The organism is Mesorhizobium oxytropidicola (assembly GCF_056174625.1).
Genome location: NZ_JBWBWK010000003.1, coordinates 17,061 through 33,280 on the forward strand (window position 1 = coordinate 17,061; position 16,220 = coordinate 33,280).

General features: G+C 62.5%; 18 protein-coding genes, 4 pseudogenes and 1 riboswitch. Of the genes and pseudogenes, 12 read left to right on the top strand and 10 right to left on the bottom strand.

Annotation, left to right across the window (positions count from 1 at the left end):
• Entirely contained in the window at positions 1-1,161 is a 1,161-nt protein-coding gene (locus AC0V8S_RS39420; protein ID WP_475439373.1) for a cation:proton antiporter, read from the bottom strand.
• Between the two features lie 116 nt (positions 1,162-1,277).
• Positions 1,278-1,340: riboswitch (Fluoride riboswitch) on the bottom strand.
• A gap of 168 nt (positions 1,341-1,508) precedes the next feature.
• On the opposite strand from AC0V8S_RS39420, the gene AC0V8S_RS39425 reads away from it, so the two are divergent.
• Positions 1,509-1,895, top strand: coding sequence for a YkvA family protein (locus AC0V8S_RS39425; RefSeq protein ID WP_475439374.1), 387 nt, complete (start codon positions 1,509-1,511; stop codon positions 1,893-1,895).
• Positions 1,896-1,995: 100 nt separating this feature from the next.
• Here AC0V8S_RS39425 and AC0V8S_RS39430 read toward each other — a convergent pair whose 3' ends face one another.
• Genes AC0V8S_RS39430 through AC0V8S_RS39450 form a run of 5 tightly spaced genes read right to left on the bottom strand, consistent with a single transcriptional unit; the run spans position 1,996 to position 5,129 of the window.
• Complete coding sequence (locus AC0V8S_RS39430; protein WP_475439375.1) at positions 1,996-3,222, bottom strand: MFS transporter; 1,227 nt, start codon at positions 3,220-3,222, stop codon at positions 1,996-1,998.
• A 42-nt stretch (positions 3,223-3,264) separates the two neighbouring features.
• Positions 3,265-3,480, bottom strand: a complete 216-nt coding sequence (locus AC0V8S_RS39435; RefSeq protein WP_475439376.1) for a hypothetical protein — start codon at positions 3,478-3,480, stop codon at positions 3,265-3,267.
• Complete coding sequence (locus AC0V8S_RS39440) at positions 3,477-4,226, bottom strand: COG4280 domain-containing protein (protein ID WP_475439377.1); 750 nt, start codon at positions 4,224-4,226, stop codon at positions 3,477-3,479. The genes AC0V8S_RS39435 and AC0V8S_RS39440 overlap by 4 nt, the downstream gene beginning before the upstream one ends.
• Positions 4,223-4,852, bottom strand: a complete 630-nt coding sequence (locus AC0V8S_RS39445; RefSeq protein WP_475439378.1) for a tyrosine-protein phosphatase — start codon at positions 4,850-4,852, stop codon at positions 4,223-4,225. Before AC0V8S_RS39445 ends, AC0V8S_RS39440 begins: the two co-directional genes overlap by 4 nt.
• 13 nt (positions 4,853-4,865) lie before the next feature.
• Positions 4,866-5,129: a hypothetical protein gene (locus tag AC0V8S_RS39450; protein ID WP_475439379.1), complete on the bottom strand. Its 264-nt coding sequence runs from the start codon at positions 5,127-5,129 to the stop codon at positions 4,866-4,868.
• A gap of 51 nt (positions 5,130-5,180) precedes the next feature.
• Between AC0V8S_RS39450 and AC0V8S_RS39455 the strand changes: the two genes are divergently transcribed.
• Both AC0V8S_RS39455 and AC0V8S_RS39460 read left to right on the top strand, forming a co-directional pair.
• Positions 5,181-5,759 (top strand): Chromate resistance protein ChrB, encoded by a 579-nt coding sequence (locus tag AC0V8S_RS39455; RefSeq protein WP_475439380.1) that lies wholly within the window; start codon positions 5,181-5,183, stop codon positions 5,757-5,759.
• Positions 5,756-6,981: pseudogene (locus tag AC0V8S_RS39460) on the top strand (anion transporter). Before AC0V8S_RS39455 ends, AC0V8S_RS39460 begins: the two are co-directional and overlap by 4 nt.
• Positions 6,982-7,023: 42 nt before the next feature.
• On the opposite strand, the gene AC0V8S_RS39465 reads toward AC0V8S_RS39460, so the two are convergent.
• The 3 genes and pseudogenes from AC0V8S_RS39465 to AC0V8S_RS39475 form a co-directional block, all read right to left on the bottom strand.
• A complete protein-coding gene (locus tag AC0V8S_RS39465; protein WP_475439381.1) occupies positions 7,024-7,242 on the bottom strand; it encodes an SHOCT domain-containing protein in 219 nt (72 codons plus the stop codon).
• 203 nt (positions 7,243-7,445) lie between these two features.
• Positions 7,446-8,746 (bottom strand): annotated as a pseudogene (locus AC0V8S_RS39470) (MFS transporter).
• 3 nt (positions 8,747-8,749) lie between these two features.
• Positions 8,750-9,490, bottom strand: coding sequence for an MBL fold metallo-hydrolase (locus AC0V8S_RS39475; RefSeq protein WP_475439382.1), 741 nt, complete (start codon positions 9,488-9,490; stop codon positions 8,750-8,752).
• A gap of 70 nt (positions 9,491-9,560) precedes the next feature.
• Here AC0V8S_RS39475 and AC0V8S_RS39480 point away from each other — a divergent pair, with 70 nt between their 5' ends.
• Entirely contained in the window at positions 9,561-10,229 is a 669-nt protein-coding gene (locus tag AC0V8S_RS39480; protein ID WP_475439383.1) for an ArsR/SmtB family transcription factor, read from the top strand.
• A gap of 36 nt (positions 10,230-10,265) precedes the next feature.
• A pseudogene (locus AC0V8S_RS39485) lies at positions 10,266-11,124 on the top strand (nucleoside phosphorylase).
• Here the strand turns inward: AC0V8S_RS39485 and AC0V8S_RS39490 are convergent.
• Positions 11,086-11,646, bottom strand: coding sequence for a hypothetical protein (locus tag AC0V8S_RS39490; protein ID WP_475439384.1), 561 nt, complete (start codon positions 11,644-11,646; stop codon positions 11,086-11,088). The pseudogene AC0V8S_RS39485 and the gene AC0V8S_RS39490 overlap by 39 nt on opposite strands.
• Before the next feature lie 199 nt (positions 11,647-11,845).
• On the opposite strand from AC0V8S_RS39490, the gene AC0V8S_RS39495 reads away from it, so the two are divergent.
• The 7 genes and pseudogenes from AC0V8S_RS39495 (at position 11,846) to AC0V8S_RS39525 (ending at position 16,139) form a co-directional block, all read left to right on the top strand.
• Positions 11,846-12,304: a hypothetical protein gene (locus AC0V8S_RS39495; RefSeq protein WP_475439385.1), complete on the top strand. Its 459-nt coding sequence runs from the start codon at positions 11,846-11,848 to the stop codon at positions 12,302-12,304.
• A 143-nt stretch (positions 12,305-12,447) separates the two neighbouring features.
• A pseudogene (locus AC0V8S_RS39500) lies at positions 12,448-13,885 on the top strand (multicopper oxidase family protein).
• Between the two features lie 29 nt (positions 13,886-13,914).
• Positions 13,915-14,355, top strand: coding sequence for a DUF411 domain-containing protein (locus AC0V8S_RS39505; protein WP_475439386.1), 441 nt, complete (start codon positions 13,915-13,917; stop codon positions 14,353-14,355).
• Between the two features lie 81 nt (positions 14,356-14,436).
• The gene (locus tag AC0V8S_RS39510; RefSeq protein ID WP_475439387.1) at positions 14,437-14,832 is read left to right on the top strand and encodes a DUF411 domain-containing protein; all 396 of its coding nucleotides are present in this window, start codon (positions 14,437-14,439) and stop codon (positions 14,830-14,832) included.
• Between the two features lie 11 nt (positions 14,833-14,843).
• Positions 14,844-15,017, top strand: a complete 174-nt coding sequence (locus AC0V8S_RS39515; protein ID WP_475439388.1) for a hypothetical protein — start codon at positions 14,844-14,846, stop codon at positions 15,015-15,017.
• The gene (locus AC0V8S_RS39520; protein ID WP_475439389.1) at positions 15,004-15,615 is read left to right on the top strand and encodes a DsbE family thiol:disulfide interchange protein; all 612 of its coding nucleotides are present in this window, start codon (positions 15,004-15,006) and stop codon (positions 15,613-15,615) included. The genes AC0V8S_RS39515 and AC0V8S_RS39520 overlap by 14 nt, the downstream gene beginning before the upstream one ends.
• The gene (locus AC0V8S_RS39525; RefSeq protein ID WP_475439390.1) at positions 15,612-16,139 is read left to right on the top strand and encodes a TlpA disulfide reductase family protein; all 528 of its coding nucleotides are present in this window, start codon (positions 15,612-15,614) and stop codon (positions 16,137-16,139) included. Before AC0V8S_RS39520 ends, AC0V8S_RS39525 begins: the two co-directional genes overlap by 4 nt.
• Positions 16,140-16,220 lie beyond the last annotated feature (81 nt).

Below are 16,220 nucleotides of genomic sequence, written 5' to 3' on the forward strand. Positions count from 1 at the left end.
TCAGGCCTCCTCCCCCGAGGACAGCGCCGGCTCGCCGTCGATCGGTTTGAACGTCGGCTGGAACCAGCGCTGGGCAATGAGCGTCGGCACCAAAGCGCTGCCAATCACGGCCGTCACCAGGATCGTATACTGGTGCTGGTCGATGATGTGGTTGGTAAGGCCGAACAGGGCCGAGATCGTGCCGAAGGTCAGTCCGGTCGACATTAGAAGCGTCGTGTACATGCCTTCGCGCGCCTCGAACCGGAACACCCTGGTGAGCGGCAGGATGCCGACGAACTTGGTTGCCATCTTGATAGCAAGGAAGACGGCGATCAGTCCGGCGGCGGAAACCACAGCATGGAAGTCCACCAGCGATCCGGCCTTCAGGAAGTAGAAGGGGGTGAGGATGGTGAAGGCGATGATGCGCATGCGGTGGGGCAATTCCGGATCGGCAAGGAAAGCGGGCGCCAGCGCCATGCCGACCAGGTAGGCCGGCAGCACCGCCTCGCTGCCGGCGATCGAGGCTAGTCCGCCGAGGCCGAGCAGCACCAGCGAGATGAATTTTGTTTCCGGCTCGCTGACCCGATGGCCAACCTTGCTGAAGAACCACGGCGCGAAGCGCGGCAGCATCCAGAGCGCGGTGGCGGTGACCGCCCCGAACAGCACCAGCCAATAGTCGAAATGCGCGAAGACGATGCCCAGCGCCAGGACGGTGCCTAGATCGTTGATGAAGCAGGCGGCAAGGATGATCTTGCCCATCTCGGACTTGTTGAAGCCGGTCTCCACCATGACCGCGTAGACCACGGCAACCGAAGTCGTCGACAGCGATATGCCGGCGATCTGCGCCTGCGGCCATGGCCAGTTGATGATATAATGGGCGTAAAGCAGAACACCGAGATAGGGCGCGATAAAACCGACGACGCCGATCGACATGCTCGACCAGAAATGCTTGCGGACGACACGGCTATCGATTTCGGTGCCGGCGAGGCAGGTCAGCAGGATCGCGCCGAAGCCAGCGAGGAAGTTTACCCACTCGGTCAGGTGAAGGCCGATCGTGTTGCCGGCGACAGCGCCGACGATGATCTCGATCAGGGCGACCGAGATCGCCACCCGTATGGAGATGATCGACGCAAGCAGAGCCAGCCCCAACCAGACCGCCGAAACCAGCCAGACGTTTTCCATCGCACGCTCCTTTCGGCCGGGCGGGCCGGCAACTTCGGGTGCGTGGAAGCAGACAATAAAAAACCCGCATCGCGGCGGGTCGGTCGGTCACTCGTCCGACTCCCACCGCGCGTCTCCACGCGGTAGGAGTCATCAGCCCTCGCGGGCGGTTTTCGGGGGACTCCATCCCCTTAACATGCAACATAAGGAGGTTGAGGGGGATCGGCAAGGCCCGGGGGACAGCGGGTTAGTTTGAAATGCAGCCGGACTCTCCTATCTGCCCGCCTAGGGATAGGCGGAAACGCATCAGCGAAAGCGAAGGAAGCGGAAAAGCCGATGATACGTGGACCCACTAAGCGGATGGCAATGTGACGGCTCTCTCGTCTCTCAAAAACTGGGCGCGCGGGATCAAGCTGGACGTAGTGGCGCTTTGGGTAGCGGCCCGTGATCCGCGTGTACCGTGGTATGCCAAGCTGGCTGCCGGTGCAGTCGCAGCATATGCCTTAAGCCCGATTGATCTCATACCCGACTTCAGTCCAGTGCTAGGCTACTTGGACGATATCATAATCGTGCCGCTCGGCATCCTGCTTGCTGTCAAACTCATTCCTGCGCCGCTGATGGATGAATTCCGGCAAGAGGCAATTCGTCGAGAAGCCCGGCCTACGAGCTACGGAGGCTTGGTGATTGTTGCGGCTATTTGGATCGCCGCTGTCGTTGGGCTGGTTTGGTTGTTCTGGCCAAATCGAAGCGTCTAGATCCAAACGGACCCACTATCGGCCGGCGCGCAGGTCGGTTGGCGATCTCCAATCCTATCCTGTTGCTGCTTCTTGTTTCCTTCTTGTGGCGGGCGGGTCCTCAGTGATCCCGCATATTGGCCAACCACAAGGTGCCGGCGGCCATCAGGACGGCGGCAACGCCGAAGCTGAACACAGGCGAGATGGCGGTCCACAGCAGTCCGACGGCCGCGCTGGAAACGAACTTGGCCGCCCCATTGACAGTGCCGAGGGCGCCGTAGCTGGTCGCAAGCGTTGCCTGGTCGACCATCTCGGCGGTGACGGTCGGTTCCAACGCTTCCTGAATGGCGACATAGAGGCCGGCGACGAAGAAGAGCGCCGCGAGGACGGCAACGCTGTCGGCGCCAACTGCGAAGGCGAGCGCTGTGAGCGCGGCGGTGAGCACGCCCAGTGAGTAGCCGGCGACCAGAACGGCGCGCTGGCCGTACCTGTCCGCCAGCACGCCGACCGGATAAGACGTGGCGACCTGAACGACATTGCGCCAGACATAGAGCAGACCTGCGACCTGCGCGGCGTGGACGACGCCCATCGTCGGCGTCAGCAACTGCGTTGCGGCCAGTATGAGCAGGGTGTGCGAGAAATCGCCGACCCCGAAAATACCAACGGCGGCGAGATAGTCCCTGAAGCGGTCCGGAAGACCGCGCAGAGTCGAGAAGAATTCCAGTTCCGGATTGGGCGATTGCTCGGGGTCCTTGACCAGCGTCAGGAATGCGACGACCGCGAGCGCGCCGGGGATAAGGGTCGACCAGAACACCATGCGGAAAGGACCGGCTGCATTCTCCCAGGTCAGGCCTTGTGCCCAGCCGAGCAGCACCACGCCGAGCAGCGGGCCAGCCACTGCACCAGTGGTATCCATCGCGCGGTGAAAGCCGAAAGCCCTGCCGCGCGTCTCCGGCGTGATCGACTGCACCACGATCGCATCTCGCAAAGGGCCTCGCAGGCCTTTTCCGAACCAGGAGACGATCCGCCCGACCAGTATCAGCTGCCAGCCCAATGCAAGAGCGATGAGCACCTGGCCAATGGGCGTCAGCCCGTAGCCGAGCACGACCAGCATCTTGCGATGGCCGAACCTGTCGGCGACGTATCCGGCCGCCATCTTCGTGAAACTCATGATGGCGTCGGCTATCCCCTCGATGATGCCGAGAGCCGCTGCTGGGACTCCAAGCACCGCGAGGAAGCCCGGCAGGATGACCGTGGTCGTCTCGTAGCAGAAATCGCCGAGCGCACTGGTGAGACCGGCGCCGAGGACGGTGCGGTTAAGCCAGTCCTGAGGTCTCGCCGGGGGCATTTGATCGGCCTTACGCTCGCTGGTCGGGGAGGTGAAAAGGACTCATGTCCCGCTCTTCCGGCTAGCCCTGAGTGCGCTCGACACGACTACGGCTACGCAACCGATGAGCAGAACCCCGCCGACCAGGAGCGACGGCGCCGCCAGCCAGACCGAAAGCCCGGCAGCCAAGGCAACAACGGTCAACACGGCCAGTGCCAGAAATTCGTCGTCGACAAACATGCCGAACAGTTCGCGTAGGATCAACGAGACGATGTTCATGACGAAGCCTCCAAAACGGGACGCGCCGCCAGCCTGACGGTTGCAAGGCCTGCCGCCAGAAAGAGAGCGGCAAAGGCCAGGATCGCCAGATCCTGCCCCGGCCAATCGACCCCTAGTCCTTCTCCTGTCCAGAACACACCAAACGCCGAGAGCATAACGCCGACACCGAACTTGAGCGTGTTCTCCGGTACGCGGGCGAGCGGCCGGTGAACGATGACGCCGATCAGAAGCACAAGTAGGCAGGCAGCCAGCGCACCCGCTGCAGCGGGCACCAGCAATCCCCTGCCAGCGCCCACGGCAATGACGATGAACACGACTTCAAGCCCTTCCAGGACCACCGCCTTGAACGCCGTGATGCCGGCAATCCAGTCGAGCTGTGTTTCGTGCTGGCCTTGGGCGGCCCGCAGGCTGGCCTCTTCCTTGGCAAACGCCTTGGTTTCGTCATGCAGCGCGATGATGCCGGCCGAGCGCAGGATCGCCTTGCGCAGCCAGCGCAAGCCGAACAGCAGTAGCAATACGCCGATAATCAGTTGCAGCGCATGCAGCGGCACGCGGTCAAGCAGCGGCCCGAGCGCTACGACGAGCAGCGCCAGCAAGGCCAGTCCGGCGCCGGTGCCGGTCAAGGCCGGCCGCCAGCCGCGCACGGTGCCCACCGCCAGGACGATGGTAAGGGCCTCAACCGCTTCGACCAGCGAAGCCAGAAAGGCCGCTGTGACGGCCGGGGCTATTGTTGCCCATGACATCATGGCGTTGCCTTTTCTGCCTGTGTGGAGGGAAGGGATTGAGCGGAATTGAAGGTGCCGGCCACCTGCCAGAACGTCTGGTCCATGGCGCCGGTGCGGCTGGTGAGCCACGGGAAATGCCCGTAGCGGAACGACAGTTGATCGTCGGCCTCACCGGGCGGCTTGCCCTCTTCAAGCAATTCAAACAGCGCAACCGCTAGGCCGGTGCGGTCGGCGCCGGCATTGCAATGAATGAGGATCGGGCGAGGTGCGGTCCGCAGCGCGTGCATGAGCGACGCCAGCAGCGCGGCGTCGGGCGGGCTGTTGGCCGACATCGGCAAACTGATGATCTCCGCGCCGGCGTCGCGGACGGTAGCCACTTCCGCCTCATACCAGGGCGTGCCGGGGAACGCGCCGCGCAGGTTCAACACGGTGCGGATGTGATGCGCCTGAATCAGCCCGTCGAGCCGTTCGGGCGCGAGTTGGGCCGAGCGGTAGAGCACGCCAGGCTCGACCTCGTGAATGTTGCCGGTGAGCTGGACGTAGCCCGCCCACAAGGCCATCCCGGCGGCAACCCCGCTGACGGCGCCAACCAGGGTCTTAGCCGCACGACGCCAGAGGGGGCTCGGTTTGAGAAAGGCCGGTTTCATGCGGATCGCACCTTCAATGGGGAAGCGTGCGCATCAGCACGAGGAAAATACCGACCCCCAGCACCAAATTGCCGCCGGGATAGGCCGCGAGATCAGCCTCGCGGACAAAGAGAAGGGTGGCAGCGAGGATTGCCGCGATTCCCAGAACGATACGCCGGGGCGTGGTCCCAATGCCGTCCGGTTCCGGCCGGGGCTGGTCATGTTCCGGCCGGGGCTGGTCATTAAGAGCCAACGCTGGCAAGGGTAGCCTTAAAAAATGCAGAAGTCCCGGTGTCATCAGACGGTCCGTTGATTTTCGATGTTACGATGGTAACATGCAAGGAGTTCCATGAAAACACTCGAATGGCTGTTGCTGACGTATAAGGTTCCGCCGGAGCCGGCGCGCAAACGCATTGCGGTGTGGCGCAAGCTAAAGGGCATGGGCGCGGTTTACATGCAGGGCGGCGTGTGCCTGCTGCCCAAGTCCGACGACCATCTGCGCCGCCTGAAGATGCTGGAGAACGAAATCGCCGAGATGGATGGCGAGGCCGTGCTGATGACCACGGCAGGACTCGACCCCAAGCAGCAGGAAAAAATCGTGCGACGGTTCAATGCCGACCGTGACGAGGAATACAAGGAACTGATCAGCAAGTGCGAAGCCTATGAAAAGGAGATCGCCGAAGAAACCCGCGTGCGGCACTTCACCTACGCCGAGTTAGAGGAAAACGAGCAGGAGTTCGCCAAGTTCAAGACATGGTTCGCCAAGATCGAAAAGAACGATTTTTACACCGCTCCCCTCGCCCAGGTGGCGCGAGAATGGCTGACCAAGTGCGAAGGCATTCTGGACGCCTATGCACATAACGTATTCGCCGCCCAAGAGGAGAATGCAGCGGGAGCGCCGTCGTTTGCTGGTAGGTCCTCCAAATGACATTGATGGGCGCGGCGGCCTTGCTGATCCTCATCCTGACCTATGCCGGCGTCGCCATCGGCAGGATACCTGGCCTGCGTCTCGACCGGGCGGGGATTGCGCTGCTTGGCGGCGCCGCGATGATCGCCATCGGCGCGATCAGCATGGAGGATGCCTACCGCGCGATCAATTTCGACACCATCACGCTTCTGCTCGGCATGATGATCGTGGTCGCGCATCTGAAGGTCTCCGGCCCTTTCGTGGCCTTGGCGCCATCGCCATCGAACATGCTCATGCGCCGTTCATGCTCTTGGTGATGGTGACGCTGCTGACCGGCGTGCTGTCGGCCTTCCTGGTCAACGATGCCATCTGCCTGGTCATGGCGCCGATCGTCGTCCACGTCACCCGCGTCATCAACCGCAACCCGATCCCCTATCTGATTGCCACCGCCACCGCGTCGAACTGCGGCAGCGTCGCCACCATCACCGGCAATCCGCAGAACATGGTCATCGGCGCGCTGTCGGGCATTTCCTATCCAGCCTTTTCGGCGGCGCTGGCGCCGGTCGCGCTGTTCGGCCTGGTCGCGGTCATCGTCATCGTGCGCATCGTCTATCGCGCCGAATTCACCCGCACCGCCGAATTGACGCCGCATGTCTCGCGCGGCCGCATGCATCGCGGGCAGGTGCTGAAGGCCGTGATCGTCTGCATCGGGCTGGCCATTGCCTTCTTCGCCGGCGTTCCCGTTGCCAAGGCAGCATTGATCGGCGGCGCCATTCTCCTGCTCACCCGCGCCATCAAGCCGGAACGCATCTACCGTGAGATCGATGGACCGCTGCTGTTCATGTTCGCCGGTCTGTTCGTGGTGGTTGCCGGCGCCGAAAGGACGCTGCTGACGCCAGACATCATCGCCTCGGCCAAGAACCTTGGGCTGGACAATGTCTGGCGCCTGTCCGGCTTCACCGCTGTGCTCTCCAACATCATGAGCAATGTGCCGGCCGTGCTGGCGCTGCGGCCGTTCATACCCGGGCTGGAAAACCCCGAGCGCGCCTGGCTGGTCGTCGCGATGAGCTCGACACTGGCCGGCAATTTCACGCTGCTGGGCTCGGTCGCCAACCTGATTGTCGCCGAGCAGGCGCGGCGCGCCGGCACGGCTCTCAGTTTCGGCGCCTTCTTCAAGGTCGGCCTGCCGTTGACGCTGATCACGCTCGCCGCCGGTACCGACTGGCTGGCATTTAGGTTTTAGATAGGTTTATTCCGCAATCTTCAACCATTCGGCGAAGGTGGCTTATTCACCGAGTACGCGTCGGCGCTCTTCGAACTCGTCCTTGTCGGTCTCCCCGCGCGCAAAGCGTTCTTTGAGGATGTCGAGCGATGGGCGGTTCGGCGGCGTGTGATGTGGGAGCACTGTTCCCTGCCATGGACCGCCTATCCAACGCAGGAGAACGACTACGGCGGCGATCAGCACTGCAAGCATCAGGATCATGAACAGCGGACCGAAAATCATGGCGTACCAGCCTCCACCCCACCACATCATGTGCGGACCATAAGCGTATCTATCCGTGTCTACCGGCGCCTGTGCCCATGTTGGACCAGGCAAGAGGACCAGAGCCGCAATCGCCGCGGCGAAGTTCTAGGTCGGAAATCTTTCCATTAGCTTGCTCCGTGATGACCAACGCTGGCGAATTGCTTCCTTCACAAGTCATCATGTTATCTTACTCCGCCTGGCGGCTCGGTATCTTGCGCGAGATCAAGAAAGCCACCCGAACGCTCACGCATGATGAGTGCGACGATGGCCCCAGAGAGAATGTCAATGCGGCGATCGATGTGATCGCCCATGAGAGCCCGAAGCGATCGGCGATGAGACCTGCGGAGAGAGCGCCGATCGCGTAGCCGAGATCCCGCCAGAATCGATAAACGCTGAGCGAGCGGGCGCGCCAGCTTGGATGCGAGGCGTCGGAAACGGCCGCGATCAGACTTGGATAGACCATCGCCGTTCCAAGGCCGAGCAGAAGACTGCCGACGAGCCACCATTCGAACCGGCTTGTAGCACCAGTGAGAAACAAGCCGCCCGCCTGGATCCACATTCCGGCGACGATCAGACCCTTGCGACCCCAGCGATCGCTCAAGGGGCCGGTGACGATCTGCAGGATTCCCCATGTCGCGGGATAGATCGCTTTCAGGATTCCGATGCGCTCGACGCCAAGTCCGAAGGACGCGAAGAACAATGGGAAAATACCCCAGCTCATGCCGTCGTTGAGGTTGTTGACGAGGCCGGCTTGCGATGCGGCGAACAGATTACGATTCCGGAACGAGGTCAGCGCAATCACCTCCCGGAAGCTGATCGGCGCGGATTTCTGTGCGTGAGCGGATACCTCAAGCCGGAGGTGGTCGCGCGTGTCGCGGATGAGCAGCACCGACAACACGGTGCCGATGACGGCATAGCCGATCCCAAGATAGATCGGCACCGGCCGCAATCCGTATTGCGAAGCAAGATAGCCGGTCAAGAACGCCGTCACGCCGACCGCAAGATAGCCGGCAAATTCATTGAGGCCAACGGCGAGGCCACGCGACTTTGGACCGACGAGATCGACCTTCATTATCACCGTCATCGACCAGGCGAGTCCCTGATTGATGCCGAGCAGTGCATTGGCCGCAATCACCCATCCCCAGCTTGGGGCCCAGATGATCATGAACGGAACCGGCAAGCCGACAAGCCAGCCGAGGACGAGAACACGCTTGCGCCCCCAGCTATCCGCGAGTTGGCCGGAGACGAGATTGGCAAGCGCCTTGACCACGCCGAAGCTGACGATGAAGGAGACGATGAGCGTCGTTGAGGTAATACCGAACTCTTCCGACCCGATGAGCGGCACGACCGTTCGCTCGATCCCGACCATGCCCCCGACAAAGGCATTCACCAGCATCAGGAGAGCAAACTGCCGCCAGTTTTCCTTGAGCCCAAGCCTGACAGTCGAACCTGCTGACTGCGAAACCGATGTCGCGTCGCTCATCGGTCAGGCCGCAGCGGCGGCCAAACCGGCATTGGCGGCGCGGTTGCGCGCCGCTTCCGGCGGCGGGGGCGGTATGTCTGCGATCATCGTAGCGACGAAAGCCTCCTCGTCTTCGATGCGGAACGCCTTGTTGAAGCGCCTCTCGAAGCCAATCGTCGATGTCGGCTTGCCGCTGAGTGAGCGCCCGCAGACCGAGCCGGAAAAGGCGCCAGGCAGCACCTCGACGTGATCTGGCAGTTGCTTGAGACGCCGCACGCTGGAAAACAGCGTCCGCGCGCCGGCCTCGGCGCTGGTTGCAAGTTCGGTTCGTCCGAGATCGCCAACCATGAGCGTGTGGCCTGTCAGCACGAACCATGGCTCAGCCGCGCGTGTCCTGTCGGTGACCAGGAGCGAGATGTGCTCCGGCGTGTGCCCGGGCGTGTGCATGACGGTGATGGTCACGTTGCCAAGTTCGAGCACGTCGCCGTCCTTGGCGCGCAGAAACGGGAACCCGGCTTCCGCGCCTTCGAACAGCACGTACTGCGCGCCGGAAGCCGCGGCGAGCGCCCGCCCGGCGGAAATGTGGTCGGCATGAATATGCGTGTCGACCACGTAGAGGATGCGCATGCCGGTTGCCTCGGCAACCTTGAGATAAGGCGCGATGTCGCCAACCGGATCGACCACCGCCGCCGCCGACTTTCCCCCGCAGCCGAACAGGTAGGATGCAGCGACAGGATCGGAATGGAGGAATTGACGGAGGATCATGGCTTGCGCTCCCTACCTCGCTTGATATAACATTCAATTATTCTGCTGAATGTTTCATCGAGAAGGTTGCATGTCAAGCATCGGGCCAAAACAGGCGATCTTCGCCAGCCTTGCCGAAGTGGCTCAAGCTCTCGGGCATGCACACCGGCTGGAATTGCTTGAGCACCTCGCCCAGGGCGAACGCAGCGTCGAGGGACTTGCGGCACGGGCTGGTCTCAACTTTGCCAACGCCTCACGCCACCTTCAAATCCTTCGACGCGCGCGACTTGTCGAAGCGCAGCGGCACGGCAAGCATGTGCTCTATCGTCTTGCCGGGGATGTCCAGGTGGTCGAATTGATGCAGGCGCTGGGGCACGTAGGCGAGCGGAACGTCGCCGAGGTCAACCGCGTCATGACCGACTATTTCCACGCACGCGACGCACTGGAGCCTGTATCGCGCGAAGATCTGGTCTCAATGCTACATGACGGCCTTGTCACGGTTCTCGACGTCCGGTCGGAAGACGAATTTGCCCTGGGACATCTTCCGGGGGCGCTCAACATCCCGCTTGCTGAACTTGAACGCCGGCTGGCGGAGCTTCCAGCGGACCGGGAGGTCATCGCGTATTGCCGTGGTCCTTATTGCGTTCTGTCCTTCGAGGCTGTCGCGGCATTGCGGATGCGAGGGTATGCTGTTCACCGGCTCGAGGACGGCTATCCCGAATGGAAGGCTGCAGGCCTTCCAGTTGAGGCAGCGGCCTGAAGTGGCCCGGCATCCAAAGATTTTTGGACGAACAACATGACGCCGCCAATTCCGCAGTCGCCGCTGCTTGAGCTGAAGGACTATTCGGCCGAGTCCGTGTTTCAGGTTGAAAACATGCTGCGTGAGGCGCGGCGGCAGAAAGGCCTGCCCCTCCTGCCCGTGCCTGCCCTTTGCGTGCTTGACCCGGATGGCGACATCGTGCGCCGCTTGCGGAAAGATGGCGGCTCCCGCCCCTCGGCGGGCTGGGCCTGCTATCATACCGTGCTTGACGAGTTCGAGCTGGATGGCCAGAGGCTTGGTGTCATCGGCTGTGCAGTCGGCTCCTCGTCGCAGTGCTGGTCGCCGAACAGCTGTTTGCCTCGGGATGCCACTTGCTGATCAGCATCACCTCGGCGGGGCAAATAACGCCGCTCGGGCCACCACCGTATTTTGTGTTGATTGACCGCGCCGTTCGCGACGAGGGCACCAGCCACCACTACTTGGCGCCGGCTGAATTCGCCGAAGCCAATCCGGACCTCATAGCGCGGATACGCCCATACCTTTCGAATTTGCCTGAGCCCATTCATACAGGAGCGAGTTGGACCACCGATGCCCCCTTTCGCGAACTGAGCGGGCGATTGAAGCCCGGAGAGCGCAGGGCATTGCTGCCGTGGAGATGGAAGCGGCGGCCCTCTATTCCTTTGCGTCGGCGCGTCACAAGGACGTGATTTGCTTTGTCCATGTAACAAACCAGATGGGCCAGACCGAAGGTGATTTTGAGAAAGGCGAAGCCGACGGTACCGCCGACGCGTTGGCGGTTATCACTGCCGTTGCCCGAAGCGTCAGAACGTATCAGCCGCTGAACGGCGGTCGTGTCTCAGTCGGAATTTGCGGACCTGACGATAGCTGCTCGTGAGCGATCGAAGTCCAGAACCAGCGGGTGTCGAAACAAGGTATAGAGGATTATCGGCATTCCGACCGCGCCAGGCAGGACCCAAAACGCAATATCCGGAAGCTCCTTCCATAGGGGCAGGTTCCTGCCGTTATCGACGTAGAATGCGGTAAGCATCACGATGTAGGACGTGCCCATGCCCGTGAGATGCAGCCTGGGCCATTGGCGCCAGCGCCGCCGGGCGGCGGTGCGTCCGAAACAGGCGGACACGAAAGAAACAGCCCCTAGCGCGAACAGGTGGTGATTTTCCGCCCAACGCATCAGCGACAGAGCGCTCACGGTGACGAACACGCCGAACAGGCACCAAAAGTAAATGACCCCGAAATTCGAGTGCCGGCCGCGCGCCTTTTGACTGAGCATCGCCACAGCGCCGGTGATCACTGCGGCAAGCCCGAACAGAACATGGACGCCGACAACAGCCAGAAAGACTGGCTCGCTGGACGGAATGGGGATTCCCAGGAAGATGGTTATGCTTTCGCTTTCCATGATTCACTCTGTCGGTCGATTTTGCCTCGTGCGCCAAACTACGTCTGCCTCCGGCTGGCAATGGGTGTCATCATCGCTCTGGCGCTCTTCGAGAGCCACAAATAGCAGTTGACCACTCGACAGAAACACCGACTGCAAACTCACACAATGAGGCCACGGGGCGTTGCCCCAGTGACCCGCTTAGCTCCCGATAGCCTCGATGTCGCAACATCGGGGACTTGCCAAAGCCGTACTTTCCGGTCAGCCTGAGCGCATTATGGCCCGGCTGTCGACAAAACACATCTTCGCATTGCTGCTCGCGGTCCTCCTGACCGCCGGGTTTAGCCTGTCCGCCGCTCAGGCGAGCGTGATGTCTGCGAAGATGACGATTACCACCGGCATGACCATGCCTGCGGACGCCGGCATGATCGGAATGGCCGATATGGGAACCGCAACGGACGGCGATTGCCATGCCTGTCTAAAAGGCGCAGCCGACAGCGGCAACCCGATGCACTGTCCGCCGACCTGTATCGTACCAGTGCTGGCGATACTGCCACAAGACCTCGCCATGACAGTGGCTCCGCTTGTATCGCAACCGTCGGCGCTGCCGACCCCATTGCTGCACGGGCGAAGTTCCCTACCTGACCCAACCCCTCCAAGACCCAGCGACCTGATCTGACGCCGCATCTCCTGCCCCAGGCAGGATGCTTGCGCGTCTGATCGTCTTTGCGCGCGTCGTCGTGCCGAGATCAATTCGCATATCGCAATGGCGAAAACCGAGGCCGCTTCGCGCCATCGGTCTCGCGGTCCAAAAGGGTTCAAGTGAATACCGATTTCAGTTTTGCTGTCTCGCGCCGCGGATTTCTCGTTGCGGCGGCGGGTGCTGCCGTGTCCGCTTCGCTGCGTCCCGCCCGCGCCTCCGCCGTGGACGAACGCCAGATCAAGGTCGCGCCGGGTCAGGCGCGATTCGGCGGCGCGGACGGGCCGGCTGCCGCTGTCTGGGCCTATGACGGCACCATCCCCGGCCCCACACTGCGCCTGCGGCAGGGCGAGCCGGTGCGCATCACCGTCGAGAACACGCTTGACGAGGACACCACCGTCCATTGGCACGGCATCCGCCTGCCAAACGCCATGGACGGGGTGCCCGGCCTGACCCAGAAGCCGATCAGGCCGGGCGGAAATTTCACCTACGAGTTCACGCCGCCCGACGCCGGCACCTTCTGGTATCACCCGCATGCTGACGGCCTCGTGCAGCTCGGCCGCGGCCTTGCCGGCGCCCTGATCATCGACGAGGCCGAGCCGATCACTGTCGACCACGACCTTATGTGGCTGCTGCAGGACTGGCGGCTTGCCGCCGACGGGCAGATCGCCGCCGGCTTCGGCAGTGCTATGGATGCGGCAATGTCCGGCCGCGTCGGCAATGTCGTCACTATCAACGGACGCGCCACCGGCCGACCTGAGCGTGAAGGCGGGCGAGCGCGTCAGACTGCGGCTCGCCAATGCCTCGCTCGCCCGCATCATGGCGCTGCGCTTCGAAGGCCACCGCCCAGTCGTCGTGGCGATCGACGGCCAGCCCTGTGACCCGCATGAGCCGGAGGGTGGCCGCCTGATCCTGGCGCCGGCCATGCGCATCGACGTCGTGCTCGACATGCAGGGCGATCCTGGCAGCCGGCATGCCGTAATTGACGACTTTTATGATGGGCTTGCCTATACGCTGACCAATCTTGCCTATGACAAGGTGTCTCCGCTCCGGGCGCATCCGCTCGACGCGCCCGTCGGTCTGCAGCGCAATCCGCTGCCCTTGCCGGACCTGGCGAATGCCGTGCGCCAGGAGATCGTCCTGCAGGGCGGCATGATGGGCGGCGGCAAGCTCGCCGGCATCGGTGGCATGATGGGCATGGGGATGCCGGGCATGAACGGTGGCGCCGCGTGGGCGATCAACGGCATGTCGATGACCGGCGACGGCCACGCCGGCATGGCCCCGCAGTTCACCTTGCCGCGCGGCGCAACCTGTCATCTCACCATGCGCAATGAAACCGCCTGGTGGCATCCCATGCATGTCCATGGCTTCAGCATGCTGGTGCTTTCGCGCAACGGCGCGCCGGTGCCGCACCGGCAATGGCAGGACACCGTGCTGCTGGCCCCCAAGGACACGATCGAATGCGCCTTCGTCGCCGACAATCCCGGCGACTGGATGCTGCACTGCCATGTCGCCGACCACCAGATGGCCGGCCTGATGACAGTGTTCCGCGTGAATTGAATTTGAACCACTACCCGAAGGAGAATGATATGAAACTGACCTACCGCCTCGCCGCCCTTGCCGTCCTGATCGCAACTCCCTTGCCTGCGTTCGCGGCAACGATCAACGCCGTAATGTATAAGAACCCGAGCTGCAGCTGCTGCGAGACCTACGCGGCCTATCTCGAAAAGAACGGCTTCAAGGTTGAACTAAAGCCCTCCAACGATCTGCACCAGATCAGCGCCGGACTTGGCGTTCCCCCGCAATTGCAGGGCTGCCATTCAGTGGTCGTCGGCGACTATGTCGTCGACGGTTTCGTGCCGGTGGATCTGATCAAAAAGATGCTGACTGAGCGCCCAGCCATCACCGGTATTGCCTTGGCTGGCATGCCGATGGGTTCGCCTGGAATGGGCGGCGAGAAGACCGAGACCTGGACGATTTACGCCTTCACCAAGGATGGCAAGGCGCCGACCGTCTACGCGACCGAGTGACGGCCGACAACGACCCCGTTTCATCAAGGAGAACTGCCATGAAACTGACCTACTCTCGCCGCCTTCGCGGTCGCGATCGCTATGCCGTTGCCTGCTGTTGCGGCGACCATCAGCGCGGTGATGTACAAGAACCCGCAATGCAGTTGCTGCGAATCTTATGCCAGGTATTTGGAGCACAACGGCTTCAAGGTCGACATCAAGCCGGTCAACAATTTGTCGCAGATCAGCAGCGATGCGGGCGTGCCGGCCGACCTTGAAGGCTGCCACACGCTCATGGTCGACGGCTATGTCGTCGACGGCCTGGTGCCGGTCGACATTGTCAAGAAGCTGTTGACCGAACGGCCGGCCATCACCGGCATTACGCTGGCCGGCATGCCGACCGGTGCACCCGGCATGGGTGGCGAGAAGGCCGGCCCCTTCATCGTCTACGCCTTCACCAAGGACGGCAAGGCGCCCACCGTTTACGCAACGGACTGAAGGCAACTGCGATGTCTGCCGATATGTCGGATTGCCCTGCCCCAACATGGCTCGCCATGACGTTCCTGTCCTTTGCCGGGTTTCTTGTGCTGTTGGTCCTGCTGCTCGCCATTGCGGCGCTCGGAAAATACTTGCTGTGGGGTCGTCAAACCTTAATCGGAGGGGCGCATCATGACCAGCGGTGACATGGTGCAGTCCGATCCGGGAGCACCGGCCATCGGCCGCCCCACGCTGCGACGGCTTGCTGTCTTCCTGCCGGCGGTGACTTTCGCCGGCATGGCGGTCCTGCTCGCCTGGGGGCTCACCCGCAACGCGTCGGAGATTCCATCGGCGCTGATTGGCAAGCCCGTGCCGGCATTCAGCCTGCCGCCGGTCCAGGGCCGCACGCTTGGCCTGTCGACGGGCGACCTCCACGGCGAGGTCTCGCTGGTCAACGTCTTCGCGTCCTGGTGTCTGGCCTGCCGCAAGGAGCATCCCGTGTTCATGCAACTGGAAGCAAGCGGAACGGTGCCGCTGCATGGACTCGACTACAAGGACCGGCCTATTGATGCCGCGCGGTGGCTCGACACGATGGGCGATCCCTACACGCGCACTGGCGCGGACCTGAACGGCCGCGTCGCCATTGACTGGGGCGTCTACGGCGTGCCGGAGACCTTCGTGGTGAGTGCTGACGGACGCATCGCCTACAAGCACATCGGCGCGGTGAGCGAAGAAACCCTCCAGAAGACGATCCTGCCGCTGGTCGAGCGGCTGCGGGCCGAAGCCAAGGAGCATCAGCCATGAAGATGCTTGCCGTTGCCCTCCTCGGCGCGGTGCTCGCCGTGGCGCACCCCGCTGCGGCAACGGAGGCGCCACAGAATCTTGCCGTTCTCGACACACCGGCAGCGGTGCCGGCGATCAGTTTCATGGATGCCGTCGGCCAACCGAAAACGCTCGCCGATTACTCCGGCAAAGTCGTGCTGCTCAACATCTGGGCGACATGGTGCGCGCCCTGCCGCAAAGAAATGCCGACGCTCGACCGGCTGCAGGCCAAACTCGGCGGGTCGGATTTCGAGGTCGTCGCACTGTCCATGGACCGGAAGGGCCCGGACGTCGTGAAGAAATTCTACGCCGAGATCGGCGTCACACACCTGACGCTTAACATCGACACTTCGGCCAAGGCCATGTTCGCGCTCGACGCCGTGGGCCTGCCGATGACGTTGCTGATCGACCGCAAAGGAAAGGAAATCGGACGCCTCATCGGCCCGGCCGAGTGGGATGCGCCCGACATGATCGACATCATCCGCGGCCGCATCGCCGCCAACTGAGAAAGGAAATGCGATGACCACCACAGACCTGACCCGAGCCACACAGCCTTCACCGGGCCGCGACTTCCAATCCACTCTCCG

What these genes read in the sequence shown, in the direction of transcription:
- AC0V8S_RS39420 (WP_475439373.1), bottom strand. Translation starts at nt 1,161, where the DNA reads ATGGAAAACGTCTGGCTGGTTTCGGCGGTCTGGTTGGGGCTGGCTCTG.
- AC0V8S_RS39430 (WP_475439375.1), bottom strand. Translation starts at nt 3,222, where the DNA reads ATGCCCCCGGCGAGACCTCAGGACTGGCTTAACCGCACCGTCCTCGGC.
- AC0V8S_RS39435 (WP_475439376.1), bottom strand. Translation starts at nt 3,480, where the DNA reads ATGAACATCGTCTCGTTGATCCTACGCGAACTGTTCGGCATGTTTGTC.
- AC0V8S_RS39440 (WP_475439377.1), bottom strand. Translation starts at nt 4,226, where the DNA reads ATGATGTCATGGGCAACAATAGCCCCGGCCGTCACAGCGGCCTTTCTG.
- AC0V8S_RS39445 (WP_475439378.1), bottom strand. Translation starts at nt 4,852, where the DNA reads ATGAAACCGGCCTTTCTCAAACCGAGCCCCCTCTGGCGTCGTGCGGCT.
- AC0V8S_RS39450 (WP_475439379.1), bottom strand. Translation starts at nt 5,129, where the DNA reads ATGACACCGGGACTTCTGCATTTTTTAAGGCTACCCTTGCCAGCGTTG.
- AC0V8S_RS39455 (WP_475439380.1), top strand. Translation starts at nt 5,181, where the DNA reads ATGAAAACACTCGAATGGCTGTTGCTGACGTATAAGGTTCCGCCGGAG.
- AC0V8S_RS39465 (WP_475439381.1), bottom strand. Translation starts at nt 7,242, where the DNA reads ATGATTTTCGGTCCGCTGTTCATGATCCTGATGCTTGCAGTGCTGATC.
- AC0V8S_RS39475 (WP_475439382.1), bottom strand. Translation starts at nt 9,490, where the DNA reads ATGATCCTCCGTCAATTCCTCCATTCCGATCCTGTCGCTGCATCCTAC.
- AC0V8S_RS39480 (WP_475439383.1), top strand. Translation starts at nt 9,561, where the DNA reads ATGTCAAGCATCGGGCCAAAACAGGCGATCTTCGCCAGCCTTGCCGAA.
- AC0V8S_RS39490 (WP_475439384.1), bottom strand. Translation starts at nt 11,646, where the DNA reads ATGGAAAGCGAAAGCATAACCATCTTCCTGGGAATCCCCATTCCGTCC.
- AC0V8S_RS39495 (WP_475439385.1), top strand. Translation starts at nt 11,846, where the DNA reads ATGTCGCAACATCGGGGACTTGCCAAAGCCGTACTTTCCGGTCAGCCT.
- AC0V8S_RS39505 (WP_475439386.1), top strand. Translation starts at nt 13,915, where the DNA reads ATGAAACTGACCTACCGCCTCGCCGCCCTTGCCGTCCTGATCGCAACT.
- AC0V8S_RS39510 (WP_475439387.1), top strand. Translation starts at nt 14,437, where the DNA reads ATGCCGTTGCCTGCTGTTGCGGCGACCATCAGCGCGGTGATGTACAAG.
- AC0V8S_RS39515 (WP_475439388.1), top strand. Translation starts at nt 14,844, where the DNA reads ATGTCTGCCGATATGTCGGATTGCCCTGCCCCAACATGGCTCGCCATG.
- AC0V8S_RS39520 (WP_475439389.1), top strand. Translation starts at nt 15,004, where the DNA reads ATGACCAGCGGTGACATGGTGCAGTCCGATCCGGGAGCACCGGCCATC.
- AC0V8S_RS39525 (WP_475439390.1), top strand. Translation starts at nt 15,612, where the DNA reads ATGAAGATGCTTGCCGTTGCCCTCCTCGGCGCGGTGCTCGCCGTGGCG.